A 17,647-nucleotide genomic window follows, 5' to 3' on the forward strand; every position below is an offset into this window, starting at 1 on the left:
TAATAAAAAGTGGTCAAGTAAAAAAATTTGATTTTTACTTGACCATAATTATCAGTGATGAGTTCAAGCTTTCACTGATTGTAATTACGAATTGCAGCTTTGCTGCTTCAGGTTACTAACGGTACTGTTGGTCAGCCGGATCTCCATACGGGTCTTCGCTAGCTGGGCGGACGTTACCATACTGCCTGTAATCCGCCGGATCGCCGTAGGGGTCTTGGCTAGCTGGACGGACGTTACCATACTGTCCGTAATCCGCCGGATCGCCGTAGGGGTCTTGGCTAGCTGGGCGGACGTTACCATACTGCCCGTAATTTCCTTGGTTGCCTCCTTGCATCAACTTTTTCATAGCTAGGGCGGCGATACCAGCCATCGCTCCCTTCGCTAATGGATTGCTCATAATGTTACCACCTTGACCACCTGTAAAGCTCCCCACAGCACCACTCATAATTTGACTGAGTATATCTGGTTGTTGCTGGTGAACCCGGCCTGTCGTTTGAGCAAGATAATTTGGGTCTTGAAAGCGATCGTCTATACCATCTTGGTTTAGATCGGGAAAATTCAAGTTTGAAGAGCGCGTCTGCTGTTGAAGAGAGCGACCAAATTGCATCCGCTCTTGTGGTGACATCCGACTAAAGGCTTCTTGTGCAGATTCCTGATAAAGGTCTGGAGGTAACTGTCTAGATACTTGCTGATAACGGTTTAAAACTTCTTCATCTGAGTATCCCTCATGAGGTAAACCTTGCTCATAGCGATTGACAAAATTGCGGTAGTCATTTTCTGGAACCTCACCGCCACCGAATATTTTTTCTAATAAATTCATTTGTGACTCCTAAACTGTGATTTTACTAAACTATCAACGGTAAAGTAATTACTTTCAATATAGTAATTGTTATATTTTTTAAAAATCATCTATCAAAGGTTACTCTTACTTTGATAAAAGTATAACTATTAGTATATAAAACTCCGGTTTGAATTTTGAAAGCATCCTGAGACTCAAAACCCTGTTGTACAAAAAATAGAGGTCAAAATCTTTTCAACAATTAAATAAAATTTCTATATACTCGTATAAAATTTTAAAAGAAACTTTTGTGAAAAAATATAATAATACTTAATATTATACTTATGAGTATTATTAACTTTAAATCCAAAAAAAGTTTCTATTAAAAAATAGGATGACGATTAAACGTCATCTATTTATAATCTGTAAAAAAATTAATTTGTCGGAACAGTACCTGCACCCAAACCCCTTAAGTCTCGCCCTGTGGGACTGTTGTTATATCCTTGAAAGTCCCGGTATTGTTGTGCCTCCTCCTCTGGAACACGAATGCCCTCTTGTGGCGGTGTTACCCAGACAGGGCGATTTTGAGCATCTCGATAGTAAACACGCCCATTCTTAGAAAGGTAGTGTTTCCCCTGCGCTCCCGCTCCTTGGGCATTCTTTCGCTGATTGTAAAGGTAGTAAAGTCCAGCAGCTCCTGCCAAGATTGCCACTTTCTGCCCTGTACTTAATCCCCTTTTAGCTTGGGGTTGATTTACGGGGGCGCGATTATTTAAATTTCTCCCAACAGTATCGTCAATTGGAGGTTGCGTAGCATTTTGGGAACCTCCGCCGCAGCTAGAAAGCAGAGGGATTGTTAGCAATGTTGAAAGAAATACTGTTGTTGTCAGCGAAGCTAATCTATTTGTCTCGATCATACATTTTCTTTTCCGGCTAATTTAGCTGATATGGTATAAGAGCCTACAGTTTTATACAATGGTCAAGCAAAATTTAGCTTTTTACTTGACCAAAAGTTCAGATACACTGTATCCGCCACGATACTTTAGTTAGCTTAAAGTCTCTGATTCTTCTCTGCCTAAAATTTGTTTTTTAAGCAAGCGAATTTCTTCTGCTAGTTCTTGCCGAGTCGAATTTTTGAGCAAATAGCGGGAAGTAAACCAAATTGTGTAACCAAGTCCAATTAATTGGAGAAATGGAGAAACTAGGGGAATATCATTTATGGCGTTGAGTACTGCTAGAAAAATTCTTAGCGCTGTAACTGTTATCACAAGCAACGCAAAGCTGATAATCAGCAATTTGTATTCTTGGTAGAAGCTACCTATGTACTCAGGTATTTTTGCCAAAAATATAGAAATCTGTCTACCAACTTTTTGCCATTGTTCTTCATTTTCCGAGGCAGGCGGCAACATTGCCAGGTTTCCAGACTCTGAACCTTTAAGTGCTTTTATCTGGTTTTGGGAGGCAGTATCGACGTACTGATCTTGCTGTAACTCTGTGTCCATAATTATCTCCTGATTTTCTGCAATGAGAGCAGTTTTAAAGTTTACACTTTATTATTATCAATTTTTGCAACACTTGCTTTGCAACTAGATTTCTTAATCCTTAGCGGCACAGCTAAATATTGATTGGCAAATTTGTTAGGACTTTAATAATATTTAGGCATTTTTAAATTTTCTTCTCATCAATCTTTTGACATAGATTTTGTTTTCTAGAAGAGTGATGGAGCAAGTCTTACAACTTAAGTAAATAAATCTTTAATAATGTGAGGATATTTGATTTAAGTGTAAGGTATTAATAAACATATCAAACTAGCTATGTTTGACAATATGTATTGATTTAGCTAAGTTTAGTTTTGATATCTACTGCTAGAAACTAGTCACATAAATGCTAGAACCTAGTCACATTATTTACAAAAATTAGTTTAAATTATTTTTATAATTAGTAATCCACTAATACTAAAATATTGTTTTATATCATACTTATGGGCTATGAAAATATATTGAATTACTTCGATTGATTAAATATCCAGATAATTTAAGTCAATCTTCGGAGAGAAGATGTATTTAAACTAAATTGTGTAATTTATAAAAAGACACAGCAATAGTTTCGGGAATAAAATAATGCCACTTCAAAAAATAGGTGAATTTGATCGAGACTACCGTAATACTGTTGAAGGTAACGACATCAAAGGAATGGGTGTGTATGTTCAAGGAACTGATGAGAAGATTGGCACAGTAAATGATGCTGTACTAGATGACCAAGGAGCATTCCGCTATTTAATTGTTGACATAGGCTTTTGGATTTTTGGCAAGAAAATCTTACTACCAGTTGGTAAATCGCGTATTGACTCTACAGCAAACCGTGTATATGTCGTTGGTATAACAAGAGAGCAAGCGGAAAATTTACCTGAATATCAAGAGCATACAACGCTTGACTACGACTATGAAGAACAGGTGCGTGGAAGATATCGCACACCGTCTGTAGAAAGTTCAGCTACGCTTGGATCGACAGTTGGCCGCACTACTCCCAGTCCTGACAGCTACACCTACGCAGACGACGCGGATCTGTATGATGTTAGCGCTCACGAAGATCAAACCTTCAAACTTTACCAAGAAAGGTTAGTTGCTAATAAACAGCGCCGGAAAAGTGGGGAAGTATCGATTAGTAAGCATGTTGAAACTGAAACTGCAAAAGTTGCTGTTCCGGTGGAAAAAGAGCGAGTCGTGATTGAGCGAGTAACTTCTCAAGACACAGGCAAAGTTGTGTCTGCTGAAGCGACGGACTTTTCCGAAGGCGAGGTAGCGCATATAGACCTCTATGAAGAAGTTCCAGACATCCGAAAGGAAGCTTTTTTGCGCGAAGAAGTCAAAGTGCAGAAAGTTGTAGACAAAGAAACCGTTGAAGCTCAAGAAACCATTCGACGCGAAGAATTAGATGTTGATACTGATGGAACTCGAATAGAGAATAAAATTGACCGAGGTTAAAACAATTCGCAATGGGCTTCGCCCCGCTACGCTAACGCAATGACGCTCCTACGTCGCTAACGCAATTACCTTTTGTGACGGGGATTTAGATTTAGGCGTTCTATTCGCCCTGCTTGGTAGAAGCTATGCAATTTAAATCCCCACCACTTGTTAACCTACTTAAACTACAAAGGTCATTGTTTTTGAGTTAGTAGGAGTAGATTTTCTATCTACTTCTACTCAAAATTACTTTCACAAGATTGATATTCCAAAAGAGTCATTAGTTTAGATGAGGTGGTTAAATTGAAAATAATTCAACAGTTTCGTCGGTTTTTAACAGCTTTAGCCTTGGTATTAGTACTAACAACGACTGCCGCCTGTAGTGGTACTGTTCAAGCTAAACAACCAACTCAATTACCGTCTGGAACTAGTTATAGTGCTGACTATGCCTTGTTGTCACGCGGTAACAGTGTACAGGGTCAAGATTTTGGGAACTGGGTTGTCAGCACAGCCAAAGGAATTGTCCAAGATGCTTATGTACGTGACAACAATAAGTTAGGTGTCGTGATTGCGCCTCAAGTTCGTCCGACCGAAGTGCGACCATTAGCAAAATCCTTACTCCAAGGTTTTCACAAAAATTTCCCCAATCAAGACTTAAAAGTTTTGATGTATGCACCAGACAAAAAACTGATTTTGACGGCTCAGTATGATGTGCAATCTCAGCAAGTTGAGTATAAATAGGGACTCATTTTTTGGAGAAAATCTGAGTTAATTCAGTTGATTGCAAGTAAAAAAAGGAGACATTTAAAATGAGCAGCAGTGACAAGTATAAACGCGAAATTCTCAACGAGTTGGCTCACGGTAATACAGAGTCTTTAGATGATGTTTCATCTGACCAAACTCAGGAATACCAAAATTTTGACGATTTTGCCCAGCGTTCATCTCACGATCAACGTCGGCAATTGTTTAGTCAATCTTTCAACCATAACAGCATTCCACCAAGCCAACTGGAGCCAGAACTTCAAAAGGCGATCGCTCAGATTAAGCCTAACGAACGGGATGATGTTGCACGGGCATTTTTCAAGCACTTAAAGCAAAGAGGTCTAGACGAGCGCCATCTGGAGCGAGATTTGGGGCTTTCTACCCACAACCCTAACCACATAAGTGCAGATGACCTCAGCAAGGTGGCATCTTTCACATATCATAGCCATCCTGACATTTTCCACGAAGTGATGGCTGAACAACCAGCGATTCTTAAGTTTCTCAGTAATCCAATGGTAGGAGCAGCTTTAGGAGCGATCGCTTCTAAATGGTTTGGTCGTCATAAGTAATATCATGTCCGGTTAAAGACTTATCATTAAGACTGCAAGGGGGCGAAAGAGTTTTCAGGTTTTTGCACAGATAGTCAAGAACACCAAAATCTCCAATTTAGTGGCTTGCAATTTAGATAAAATGTGAGCCACTATTTTTTATTCCAACCTCCTGCCTCATTCACACAAGGCTAACAGCTGCCTCTAACATTCGTATTGTCCCAAGTTCGGCATTTATTTCCACTTCCACACCGATTGGCAAGGTAAATTTATCTTTTATATGACCAATCATTGAACCGTACCAAGCAGGAATACCTAAAGGAAGTATGTGTTGTTGCAATACTTGCATTAATGTAAATGACGGTTCATCTCCAAGACTACATTTAGTGCATTGCCCAAAGATAAAGCCAGCAATTTGATTAAGTATCCCAGCAGTTTTTAATTGCGTCAGCATCCTATCTATACGATAAACATCCTCGCCAACTTCTTCAACAAACAGGATGCTTTTGTTCCAAGTAGGTAGGTAAGGTGAACCTACCATTGCTGATAGGACTGACAAGTTTCCACCCACCAGTTTACCCCTCGCCTTTCCCGGTGCGATTATCTCCAGCCGCACTTCGCTAGGGTTGAGATTTTGCATAGTCACCGCTTCACCATTAAATAGGATGCGCTTGAAGTAATCGACTGTAAATTGATTCCAGGTAGACGTAGCAACTGGCCCATGAAAAGTAACCATTTGACTACGGGCATTAATTGCCAACAACAACGTTGTAATATCGCTATACCCGATGATAATTTTTGGATGGGAGCGGATTAGCGAGTAATTGAGTAAAGGTAAAATGCGATTGCAGCCCCAACCACCACGCATCGGAATAATTGCTTTGATGGTGCGATCGCTAAACATCAAGTTTACATCCTGGGCGCGATCGCTGTCTTTACCCGCTAAATAGCCGTAACGATCTAAAATATGCTTCCCCAGCTTTACTTTTAACCCTAACTGTGAAATTGATTTCTGTGCGGCTTCAATGTCTTTAGCGTCAACGATACCCGCAGGCGAAATCAATCCTACGGTATCGCCAGGTTGTAGGCGGGACGGCTTGCGGATGGTGTTTAGAGATGGCTTACCTTGGGCGGTAAGTGTTGGTATTTGAGTGGCTAACGTAGCCAGCCCACAGGTTGTAAGAAATTCCCGACGCTTGATATTCATAACTATTTTGTTGGGGATTAGGATTCTAAAAAGTTAGATCCCCGACAACTTTTACGAAGCCGGGGATCTGGATACCGCGAATTTTCACAAATTAAATAGGATTGCGATATGTATAGCACAAGCCTTGGTGGTTAGGACATCAACAGACGATAAAACTTAGACACAAAAAGGCTTTTCACCCAGTCGTCCCCAGTCCCCAGTCCCCAGTCCCTTGCTATAAAATTAAACCTTTTGTACCATATCTGAAATCACAAATCCATTATTAGCGAACTTAGCATCAGTAGCAAATGAATCACCAATGACAGGCAAAAGACGATCGTATAATTGCATCGCCTGTAAACAACTATTAATATTAGAAACTGCCGAATTATATCCTGCAATATTTTCTTCAACAATATTCAACAAGCGGCGATTATTTGCAATTTTTTCTTCGGCTTCTTGTTCTAATATTTTCTCTAAATAAGCACGTGCCTGTGGGTATTGTTGCAAAATTTCATCTGCTTGCTGTTCTGCCATTGGCAATAACTGACTTTTCAGGGTTTGATTAATGGTTTGACGGAAAGATTTGCGAATAGTTTGGGAAACTTTTGGTTCAAAATCTAACTTCAGTAACTGCCTAATGGCTGGTTCTGCTTCCACGATACTTTCAGCGTCATAACCTTGAGAAGTTTGTGATAAAGTTTGGCGAAATTGATATATAGAAAAAGTGCCTTCATCGTAAAATCTAGGACTTTCTCGTACAAAGCGATCGCACTCTACACTAGCTGCGCTAAATAATGCTTGAGCAACTCCTTTTTCTAAAATTATGATCTCTTGTTCAATACCACCATCATTATCTAATAAACGATAAAGTTGGCGATAATATTCTGACTTGCGAATCTTTTCAATCAACCGCTGAAAATAATTTGCAACTATTTGCTGAGAAGATTCAACCAAAATATCTTCTAATTGATTTGCTAAGTAATAAAATGCCTCTACTAAAATAGCAATTAAAGGTGCAGTAGCATTGCGAGGATGGCTGATGGTTGCACGTTGATAAGCAGAAGCTACCGAAAAAGTATCTAGCAATTCATCTAAGCGGCGAATCATTCGTGATTGCAATTGCTTAAAATCTGCTTCAAAAGCATCACAAGAATTATTAATTACATGGTTAACTTCTTCTTTGATATGTTCGCTAAATTCTCTCCCAATTTGCTGTAGTTGTTGATTTAGGTGTTGCAACTCTTGCGCCTTCATCGTCTCAATTTCTTGGGGCTGACTATCTAAATCGCGTTGGACACTCTGATAATGTTTTTTGAGCTTAATACAAACATCTTCCAAATCATCAGCAATATTTTTAAATAATTGGGGACGCTTTTCTTCGGTAAGATAACGAGTAATAGCTGTGCGAAATTCTTCAGTTCCACTATCTTGAATTAGCTTTTCAATCAATTCATTTCCCCAATCTCCCAGAATCCGCACATAATTTTGATTTGGAGTTTCAAAGCCGTTCACAGAAACACGGAATTTACTGGAAGATAACTTTCCTGAATTGACACAGTAGTTGTTAAACGCATAGACAAATTGTGGAGTTTCTTCTTTACCATCTAAACCTTTAATACTTTCTGCAAAAACAGAATCTAAACCAAATCTATCTTGTGGACTTGTTTGTTTAATCTGACTGCCATAAAATCCTAATAATCCACTGGTTTTATAAACCTTCCTAAAATTGGCAAATTGCCCACTAATTAAATCGTCTAATCGTTGCCGTAGCTGAGTATTATACCAAGTTTCATCGATCCGGTTGAAGACATAGAAAACGCGATCGCGTACTCCCCCATTCTCCCGCATTAATTCTAAAAGTTCGGTTTCTTCTTTTGTCATCTCACCCGCCGAAGCAGGTTTTAGCACACACACCACCGCCGAAGTTTCAGGATGTTGAATTTTGGCATAAGTTAGTTGTGCATCTTTCTCTACTGGCGCATCGATGCCAGGTGTGTCAATAATGACATTGCCATCTTGTAGTAAAGGATGATTACAGTAATATTCTATCCGCTTCAATACCGCACTATTACTACCACGACGCGCATATCCAGCAGCTTCCTTGAGATTAGAAAAGTTAAATTGCTCCATTGAGTATGTAGCATTAGTTACCGTGCTGATGCGATCGCTATTTGCTATATATCCCTCTAGCAACAACATTAACGCCTTCGCCTGTTTTGCACGTTCTGATTTACTCTCACCACCCTCCTGCTGAATAATCGCTTCAGAACCTTGACGTAGCAGGTTAATTACCTCAGCTTGGTTAATATTAGGTACTGTCTGAAATCCTAGTTGCTGACACAAAGAAACTGCTTGTTCTCGAATCTCTGCTTCACTTAAAAATGTCAAAACAACACGTTCTTTATCTACTTCTGCATACTCGATTTTGCATTCTGTACCTGTAGCGTGTCCCTCTGCACTGTAGAGTAATTCTCTTTCTAATAGTGCATTGATTAGCATTGATTTCCCAGCACTAAACGCACCTGCAAACACAATTTCAAACTTTGGAGAAATCGCTTTACTTAAAGAAGTTCGTACAGGTGTAATATCTTGGGAACGTAGCGTTGGTTCTTGTTGTAATAGTTGTAATATAGATTCAACCTGCTCTTTCAAATTTCTGCATTGAAGCGGCATATCTGACATATTCAGCATCCTGACAATATTTATGTATATATTAGTAATATTTAATGTTCTATTGGTTCAGTAAAATTCCTGAGAATCTCACTGTGCTTTAGCTGCTGGATATTACTAGGACTGACGCACTGTACAAATTAATTAATCAGCGATTATTCTACAAACCCAAAGGCTACCTGATTGTGGAAATAGCGGTCAATTTGCAGCTTTTAATAGTAGGCTCAGTCTTACCACATCAGATTTTGTTGTGCAAATGTCGGGGCATATAGATGGATGCCCCTACTTAGAACGCGAACTTCAAGCGTAGAACCTTAAAGTTCACTCGTTGACTGACAAAAAATAAACACAGGAAAAAATCATGGCTAATTCATCATTCAACCTGCTGAACCTCTCTGATTTGAATGGTACTAATGGCTTTTTCATTAACGGCATTCCAACAGGCATCTCAGTCAGCAATGCGGGGGACATCAACAACGATGGCATTGACGACCTGATTATTGGGGCAAATAATGCCGACCCCAACGGCAAATATGATGCTGGGCAAAGCTATGTAGTGTTTGGGAGAACGAATCTGGGCAGTGGCGGCACCCTCAACCTCTCTGATTTGAATGGCACTAACGGCTTTTTGATTAACGGCATTGCAGCAGGTGACTTTTTAGGCTTCTCAGTCAGCAATGCCGGGGACATCAACAACGATGGCATTGACGACCTGATTATTGGGGCACGAAATGCCTCCCCCAACGGTATTAGTGCTGCTGGGCAAAGCTATGTGGTGTTTGGAGGGAGGAATCTCGGCAGTAGCGGCATCTTCAACCTCTCCTCTTTGGATGGCACTAATGGCTTTATAATTAACGGCATTGCAACAGGTGACTTCTTAGGCAACTCAGTCAGCAATGCGGGGGACATCAACAACGATGGCGTTGACGACCTGATTATTGGGACATATGGTACGTCCCCCAACGGCAATTCTGAAGCTAGGGAAAGCTATGTGGTGTTTGGAGGGACGAATCTGGGCAGTGATGGCAGCCTCAACCTCTCTGATTTGAATGGCAGTAATGGCTTTTTGATTAACGGCATTGCAGAACGTGACTTCCCAGGCTCCTCAGTTAGCAATGCGGGGGACATCAACAACGATGGCATTGACGACCTGATTATTGGGGCACCTGGTGCCACCGCCAACGGCAAAAATAATGCTGGGCAAACCTATGTAGTGTTTGGGGGGACGAATCTGGGCAGTGATGGTAGCCTCTACCTCTCTGATTTGAATGGCAGTGATGGCTTTTTGATTAACGGCATTGCAGAACGTGACAACTCAGGCTCCTCAGTTAGCAATGCGGGGGACATCAATGGTGATGGCATTGACGACCTGATTATTGGGGCAGGTGGTGCCAACCCCAATGGTATCAGTCTTGCTGGGCAAAGCTACGTGGTGTTTGGGGGAACGAATCTGGGCAGTGGCGGCATTTTCAACCTCGCCTTCTTGAATGGCACTAATGGCTTCATAATCAACGGCATAGCAGAAGATGACTACTCAGGCTCCTCAGTCAGCAATGCGGGGGACATCAACAACGATGGCATTGACGACCTGATTATTGGCGCATATTCTGCCTCCCCCAACGGCAAATATGATGCTGGGCAAAGCTATGTGGTGTTTGGAGGGACGAATCTGGGCAGTGGCGGCACCCTCAACCTCTCTGACTTGAATGGCACTAATGGCTTTTTCATTAATGGCATTGCAGCAGGTGACACATCAGGCATCTCAGTCAGCAATGCGGGGGACATCAACAACGATGGCATTGACGACCTGATTATTAGGGCATATGATGCCAATCGCAACGGCAACTCTAGTGCTGGACAAAGCTATGTGGTGTTTGGAGGGACGAATATTGCCAGTAGCAACACCTCTTTTAACCTGACTGGAACTCCCGATGCAGATAACTTATTTAGCACACCTAGCAACAATATTATCGATGGGTTAACTGGAGACGATACCCTAACAGGCAACAGCGGTCAAGATAAATTTATTATTAACCTTGGTGATGGCAATGACACCATCACCGATTTTGCTGGCGTTGGGAAAGGTACAAATCCTTCAGCAGAAGTCATTGCAAATGTTGACACCTTGCAATTTACAGGTTCGGGTTTAACTGCCCAAAATCTGCAATTAACTCAAAATGCTAACAACTTAGAAGTTACCTTTGAAAATGTGGCATCTACCAAAGTCACTCTGCAAAACTTCAAATTAGAAAACCTCGATAACCTGCCAACTTTTGGAGCAACACCTGCGATTGGCAATATCCTATTTGATGGGCAAACCAACATCGCCGACAGCTTTGATGTGTTCGATGCTGACTCTACCCAAACTTCGCTATTCAACAAGAACACGGTGACTTTCCTCAATGAACTCAACAATAACATCACGGGTTTTGACAACTCTGCTGACGTGATTAATGGTCAGGGGGGTGACGACATCATCGACGGCAAAAGTGGCAATGACCTTTTGAGAGGTGGTGCAGGCAATGATACCCTTGTTGGTGGTGTAGGCAATGATACCCTTGTCGGTAGTGCGGATGCCAACTCTTCCTTCAACCTCTCTGACTTGAATGGCACGAATGGCTTTATAATTAATGGCGGCATTGTAGTAGGTTTCAACTTAAGCTTCTTAGTCAGCAATGCGGGGGACATCAACAACGATGGCATTGACGACCTGATTATTGGGGCACGATATGCCGACCCCTACAACAAAGATAATGTTGGGCAAAGCTATGTGGTTTTTGGAGGGACGAATCTGGGCAGTGGCGGCACCTTCAACCTCTCTGATTTGGATGGCACTAATGGCTTTTTGATTAACGACATTGCAGCAGGTGACGCATCAGGTTTCTCAGTCAGCAATGCGGGGGACATCAACAACGATGGCATTGACGACCTGATTATTGGCGCATCTAATGCCTCCCCCAACGGCAAAGATTCTGCTGGGCAAACCTATGTAGTTTTTGGGGGAACAAATCTGGGCAGTGGCGGCACCTTCAACCCCTCTGATTTGAATGGCACTAATGGCTTTATAATTAACGGCATTGCAGCAGGTGACGCATCAGGTTTCTCAGTCAGCAATGCGGGGGACATCAACAACGATGGCGTTGACGACCTGATTATTGGCGCATATTCTGCCGACCGCAACGGCAAAGATTTTGTTGGGCAAAGCTATGTAGTGTTTGGGGGAACAAATCTGGGCAGTGACGGTACCTTCAACCTCTCTGACTTGGATGGCACTAATGGCTTTTTGATTAACGGCATTGCAGCAGGTGACGCATCAGGTTTCTCAGTCAGCAATGCGGGGGACATCAACAACGATGGCATTGACGACCTGATTATTGGCGCATCTAATGCCTCCCCCAACGGCAACTATCTTGCTGGGCAAAGCTATGTGGTGTTTGGAGGAACGAATCTGGGCAGTGGCGGCACCTTAAACCTTTCCTCCTTGAATGGCAGTAATGGCTTTATAATTAACGGCATTGCTGAATATGACAATTTAGGCAACTCAGTCAGCAATGCGGGGGACATTAACAACGATGGCATTGATGACCTGATTATTGGAGCTGAAGCTGATGCTGGGCAAAGCTATGTAGTTTTTGGGGGAACGAATCTGGGCAGTGGCGGCACCTTCAACCTCTCTGATTTGAATGGCACTAATGGCTTTATTATAATTAACGCCTTAGTAAACTTATCAGCTAGTAATGCGGGGGACATTAACAACGATGGCATTGACGACCTGATTTTTGGGACACCAATAGCCTCCCCTAACGACAAAAGTTCTGCTGGGCAAACCTATGTAGTGTTTGGGGGAACGAATCTGGGCAGTGGCGGCACCCTAAACCTTTCTGACCTCAACCTCTCTGATTTGAATGGCACTAATGGCTTTACAATTAACGGCATTGCAGAAGCTGACTTCTCAGGCGACTCAGTTAGTAATGCGGGGGACATCAACAATGATGGCATTGACGACCTGATTATTGGGGCAACGGGTCCCAACACCAACGGCAAAGGTACTGTTGGGGAAAGCTATGTAGTTTTTGGGGGGACGAATCTGGGCAGTGGCGGCACCCTTAATCCGACAGGCAACAGCCGTCAAGATACATTTGTATTTCGCCCTGGTGATGGTAATGACACCATCACCGATTTTGCTGGCGTTGGTAAAGGCACAAATCCAACAGCAGCAGCGATTGCCAATGTTGACACCTTGCAATTTACAGGTTCGGGTTTAACTGCCCAAAATCTGCAATTAACTCAAAATGCTAACAACTTAGAAGTTACCTTTGAAAATGTGGCATCTACCAAAGTCACTCTGCAAAACTTCAAATTAGAAACCCTCGATAATCTGCCTGCTTCTGGAGCAACACCTGCGATTGGCAATATCCTATTTGATGGGCAAACCAACATCACCGACAGCTTTGATGTCTTCAATGCCAACTCTACTCAAGCTAGCCTGTTTAACAAAAACACAGTCACATTCCTCAATGACCTAAATAACAGCATCACAGGTTTTGAAAACTCTAACGATGTGATTAATGCTCAGGGGGGTAATGACATTATCTATGGCTTGAGTGGCAACGAGCTATTGCGAGGCGGTGATGGCAATGATACTCTCGTCGGTGGTGCTGGCAATGATACTCTTGTCGGTGGTGCTGGCGCGGACTGTTTCGTTTACAACACTGATGCAGTTTTTGGCGCGACTACTGTTGGTGTAGATACCATTAGTGACTTTAACAGTTCCCAAGGCGATCGGATTGTCCTAGATAAAATTACCTTTAGTGCTATTACTTCAACTGCTGGAAAAGGTTTTAGTAACAAGAGTGATTTTCAAATCATTTCTAATGGGGAAACTAGCACAGCGAAAATTATCTACGACGCTGTGAATGGACAGTTATTTTACAATCAAAATGGCAGTGCGGCTGGTTTTGGTAGTGGCAGTCTATTTGCAACTCTGACTGGTGCGCTAACTCTGAGTGCATTAGATTTTGTTGTGCAATAGATGCTATTTTCAGGTAAATATACCATGTGGTAGGGGCACAGCAATACTCATTGCAACTTAGGGGCAAAGCCAGCCTAAAACTAGCTTTTAGCTGGCTGAAGTTGACACCAATGAGCAATGCTGCATCCCTACGACAACTGAATTCTGACTTCTGAGTTCTGAATTCTTTTAATATAATCGCATAGATGATATTTTTACCTCTTTTGAGGCACTAATATAGTTAGTTTCGGCGCATTGGCTGCAAATTTAGCGTGTTGTCCAACAGTCAAAACATTAAATTGACTGGATATCATTTCTAAACTTTTGTTCACTATTGCCAGCTTTTTGTAAGTAGGAACACTCATACCAGGAAAGAATGAGAGTTCTGGTACATCTTCTTGACTTACAAAGTCTGTAGGATGAAGTAGCAAAGAAGGCTGGACGCGTGTAACTTTACACAGCCACAGAGCAATTCGCAGGTAGAGTAACGCCACTTCCGAAGAAAATGTACTCAGAAACATTATGTAACTGAAGTGAATTGGCACTTTAAAAATTGGCATGGTAGTAACAGGAATCTCAGTCAGTTTATCCTTATCTAGTTTCCACTGGTAAGGTTTTAGAGGCTGCAAACCCTCTTTAAAACCGCCAAACAGCGCTTCCCGTTTTTTACGTTCTTCCTTGCTCAATTTACAAGTTATTAAATAATATGCTCGTGCTATAGGCCCCAAAAATGTGGGAAAAGTCGAAGCATCATATTCGTATCCTCGTCGTGCTAAGACTTTCAATACTGCTGGAGAAAAACTGTATCCTGGCCCCCGGAAGCCAATAGGATGCTGATGAGTGACGCGCTTGATATGTTCTTCGGCGAGTGCCACCTCTTCTTCAATCTCATTCTCTGAATACAGATGTAGCCAAGGATCGTGATAGAATGAATGATTACCAACTTCATGACCGGCACTAGCGATCGCTTGTATTGCTTTAGTATTCTTTTCTAGGGCTGCATCCTGACCGACAATGAATACTGTGATTGTCAAATCCCATTGCTTGAGAATATCTAAAAAACGAGGTACTGCGATATCCAAGTAAGAAGGATAAGTCTGCCAACCCGGAGCGCCCTGATTTTTTAAATAAGACCAAATATTATCTAAATCTAAAGAAAGACTGGCTATTGGTTTGTTTCTTTTTTGCTTAATTTTCATTATGAGTTCAAGTATTTAGACTTTAAAGCGTAAATTATATTGTTAAATTTAAATTTTCTCAGTAAAGTTCCATAGTTCAACTCAGGGCTGAGTTTAGAATAAACCTCAAGCCTGAATGTTTGCATTTTCTCCTTTTTAAAACAAAGAGTTACTTTCAAAGCAGTATTTCATAGACATTGCCTAGATTAGTGGGTTAGATTTATATTTGCTTCTCTAAAAAATATTACCGATGAATTAGATAATAGTTTCTCAACGCTCCTTTGATATCGATTTTATCAAACCTTTTGACAACTTTTTACCCCGATCCTTAATTACCGATCGTTAATATATTATAACTAAGATATATATACTTACATAAATAATTTTTAGTAATTGCGCTAGATATATGAAGTTATTAATAATTTTGATCTTCAATTTTTATCATCGCTTCGATCAAAAGCAATTATCTAAAAACTTTATCCACATCTTAGATGTTGATTTGCTGCCTCTGGGTTAAACACATGGCAATTCCCTTTTCGTAGTAAGCTGCCTCATTAATAAAAATTGGCCAAACAGTAGATGCTCCCTCATAAACAATTGTTTTATCGTCAAAAGTTATAAAAATTGGATCTCCTGGGTTCAAGGCTTGATAATCCTTATCTTGAAGCTCTGGATGAATCATTCCAAAGATTGTACCATCCGGTTTTTTTGGGTAGTCTACAACTGATAAATGGTCATAGAGAATCAACGTTTCATTATTTGATGGAATTTTACCCTGGTTAAACTGTTCTAGGTAGTCCAGAAGGGCGCGAACAAGTTCCTCTGTTTGTTTGAACAGTGTTGCTTTTAAAACTCCTTGGGCAATTGGGCCAACCTCGAATGCAAAGCCTAATTCGCACAGAGAATTTACAAATGGGTTTTCTGCAATTGATTTAAAAGAGCAGCGATAAACTCTAACTAAAGGATTAATCTGGCTCAGATAAGCAGCTAATTTTAAGTTTAAAGGATAACTGTTATCAAGAATAATTGTCAGACCCATATTAGCTGTACTGCTGTGCAAGTCTAAGATGAAATCGGCTTGTTTATCCTTATTTGATACTAGAGTATCCTGAATTAATTTAGCTTGCAATTCTTCGTAACTATTCAGAGTCGGATCTTCTAAATCTTGCTTGAGAAAACAGCGATTTAAATCTTTCTCAACATATCGTCTTCCGGCGGCAAAAGCATTGGGATTTGCTAACAGGGTGACTGTCTCAAAACTCGGTCTAGTAATTAAATCGGGAAACTGAGCAAATTTTTGGATTAGGTAGGTTCCTGTAAACTCATTGCCATGAGTTCCACCGACAATTGCAACTCGATTAATCTGGTTCATGAAGCATTTACCTTGCCAATGCGATCGCGATCGTGTGGTTGATTAAGATAGGACATATCTGGCCCATTGGGGATAATTCCACCGGGGTTGAGTGGGAATAGGTTTCCGTAGTAGTCCCGCTTCACAGTTTCTACATCGCAAGTGTCAGCTACACCCGGAAGCTGATACAAATCGCGCAGATAAGCTCCAAGATTCTGATAGTCTCGAATTCGCTGCTTATTGCATTTAAACAGCCCATAGTAGGCACTATCAAACCGAAATAATGTCGTAAATAACCGCACATCTGCAAGTGTCAGATGTTCACCGCAGAGATAGCGATTAGTCTGCAATGCAATCTCAATCTCATCGAGAGTTGCGAACAGTTCATTACAGGCTTGATTGTATGCTTCTTGACTTTGGGCAAAGCCACAGCGATATACACCGTTATTTACTGTGTGATAAATCTTTTCATTCCACCAGTCAATTTTCTCTTTAAGTTCTTCTGGGTAAAGATTTAGCGTCGGATTGTTGGCAAATTCGTTAAACTCAGAGTTCAGCATGACGATAATCTCTGAACTTTCATTATTGACGATCGCTTTTGTTTGGTTATCCCATAATACTGGTACTGTAGAGCGTCCACTGTAGCCCGGTTCTGCCTTTTGATAAAATTCAGCCAGTGTGCGACAACCTTCAACTTCATCGTTGAATATCCAACCGCCTTCAATGGGCGAAGGAGAGACGATACATACTGATATTACCGCTTCGAGTTTTTTGAGCGATCGCACAACCAAAGTTCGATGCGCCCAAGGACAGCCCAGCCCAACATAGAGTTTGTAGCGCCCCGTTGCTGGTGGGTGTGGATTCCCTGATTCTGTACCAATGAACTTGCGAAACTGGCTATTAGGACGAATATATGCTCCCGACTGATTGCGAGGAGCTAGGTTTGACATCATTATCTGCCACATAGTCGTCCAAACAAACTTTCCTAGCCAGATAATCAGCTTGGGAGGAAGCGACTTGCCTTTCTTTTTGGGGAGCTTTTTCTCGTCATCCATTGGAGTTGAGTTAGTCATGGCGACAATTTTGCTTTGGGAGCGATCAATGTACCTTCAGATTTCTTACTTTAACTCTACTACGCTTTGCATGAACTATTGGATCTATATGACAATATTGTGGACACTGATATCGCATTTATGA

The 17,647-nt window shown here is 41.3% G+C and carries 12 protein-coding genes; 4 read left to right on the forward strand and 8 right to left on the reverse strand.

Annotation, left to right across the window (positions count from 1 at the left end; translation table 11 throughout):
* Positions 1-115: 115 nt before the first annotated feature.
* The 3 genes from RMZ95_RS02520 to RMZ95_RS02530 all read right to left on the reverse strand — a co-directional run bounded on the left by RMZ95_RS02520 (position 116) and on the right by RMZ95_RS02530 (position 2,280).
* The gene (locus RMZ95_RS02520) at positions 116-820 is read right to left on the reverse strand and encodes a hypothetical protein (protein WP_322683443.1); all 705 of its coding nucleotides are present in this window, start codon (positions 818-820) and stop codon (positions 116-118) included.
* A gap of 392 nt (positions 821-1,212) precedes the next feature.
* Positions 1,213-1,695 (reverse strand): hypothetical protein, encoded by a 483-nt coding sequence (locus RMZ95_RS02525; protein WP_322675419.1) that lies wholly within the window; start codon positions 1,693-1,695, stop codon positions 1,213-1,215.
* 129 nt (positions 1,696-1,824) lie between these two features.
* Positions 1,825-2,280 carry a CAAD domain-containing protein gene (locus tag RMZ95_RS02530; protein ID WP_322683444.1) on the reverse strand — a complete coding sequence of 152 codons (456 nt, stop codon included), beginning with the start codon at positions 2,278-2,280 and terminating at the stop codon, positions 1,825-1,827.
* Between the two features lie 618 nt (positions 2,281-2,898).
* On the opposite strand from RMZ95_RS02530, the gene RMZ95_RS02535 reads away from it, so the two are divergent.
* The 3 genes from RMZ95_RS02535 (at position 2,899) to RMZ95_RS02545 (ending at position 5,072) form a co-directional block, all read left to right on the forward strand.
* Positions 2,899-3,762 (forward strand): DUF2382 domain-containing protein, encoded by an 864-nt coding sequence (locus RMZ95_RS02535; protein ID WP_322683445.1) that lies wholly within the window; start codon positions 2,899-2,901, stop codon positions 3,760-3,762.
* A gap of 282 nt (positions 3,763-4,044) precedes the next feature.
* Positions 4,045-4,482 (forward strand): hypothetical protein, encoded by a 438-nt coding sequence (locus RMZ95_RS02540; protein ID WP_322683446.1) that lies wholly within the window; start codon positions 4,045-4,047, stop codon positions 4,480-4,482.
* A gap of 68 nt (positions 4,483-4,550) precedes the next feature.
* On the forward strand, positions 4,551-5,072 hold the full coding sequence (locus tag RMZ95_RS02545) for a hypothetical protein (protein WP_229562104.1): 522 nt from the start codon (positions 4,551-4,553) through the stop codon (positions 5,070-5,072).
* Between the two features lie 160 nt (positions 5,073-5,232).
* Here the strand turns inward: RMZ95_RS02545 and RMZ95_RS02550 are convergent, their stop codons facing one another.
* A complete protein-coding gene (locus RMZ95_RS02550; protein WP_322683447.1) occupies positions 5,233-6,258 on the reverse strand; it encodes an LD-carboxypeptidase in 1,026 nt (341 codons plus the stop codon).
* A gap of 222 nt (positions 6,259-6,480) precedes the next feature.
* Positions 6,481-8,922, reverse strand: coding sequence for a dynamin-like GTPase family protein (locus RMZ95_RS02555; RefSeq protein ID WP_322683448.1), 2,442 nt, complete (start codon positions 8,920-8,922; stop codon positions 6,481-6,483).
* A 349-nt stretch (positions 8,923-9,271) separates the two neighbouring features.
* On the opposite strand from RMZ95_RS02555, the gene RMZ95_RS02560 reads away from it, so the two are divergent.
* Positions 9,272-13,942, forward strand: coding sequence for a beta strand repeat-containing protein (locus tag RMZ95_RS02560; RefSeq protein WP_409882134.1), 4,671 nt, complete (start codon positions 9,272-9,274; stop codon positions 13,940-13,942).
* Between the two features lie 194 nt (positions 13,943-14,136).
* Here the strand turns inward: RMZ95_RS02560 and RMZ95_RS02565 are convergent, their stop codons facing one another.
* The 3 genes from RMZ95_RS02565 to RMZ95_RS02575 all read right to left on the reverse strand — a co-directional run bounded on the left by RMZ95_RS02565 (position 14,137) and on the right by RMZ95_RS02575 (position 17,523).
* Positions 14,137-15,120 (reverse strand): polysaccharide deacetylase family protein, encoded by a 984-nt coding sequence (locus RMZ95_RS02565; protein WP_322682357.1) that lies wholly within the window; start codon positions 15,118-15,120, stop codon positions 14,137-14,139.
* A 466-nt stretch (positions 15,121-15,586) separates the two neighbouring features.
* Positions 15,587-16,471, reverse strand: a complete 885-nt coding sequence (locus RMZ95_RS02570; protein WP_322682356.1) for an aspartoacylase — start codon at positions 16,469-16,471, stop codon at positions 15,587-15,589.
* Positions 16,468-17,523, reverse strand: coding sequence for a glutathione S-transferase family protein (locus RMZ95_RS02575; protein ID WP_322682355.1), 1,056 nt, complete (start codon positions 17,521-17,523; stop codon positions 16,468-16,470). The genes RMZ95_RS02570 and RMZ95_RS02575 overlap by 4 nt, the downstream gene beginning before the upstream one ends.
* Positions 17,524-17,647: the final 124 nt, after the last annotated feature.

It is taken from the genome of Nostoc sp. DedQUE07 (assembly GCF_034530975.2).
Taxonomy (GTDB): Bacteria; Cyanobacteriota; Cyanobacteriia; order Cyanobacteriales; family Nostocaceae; genus Nostoc.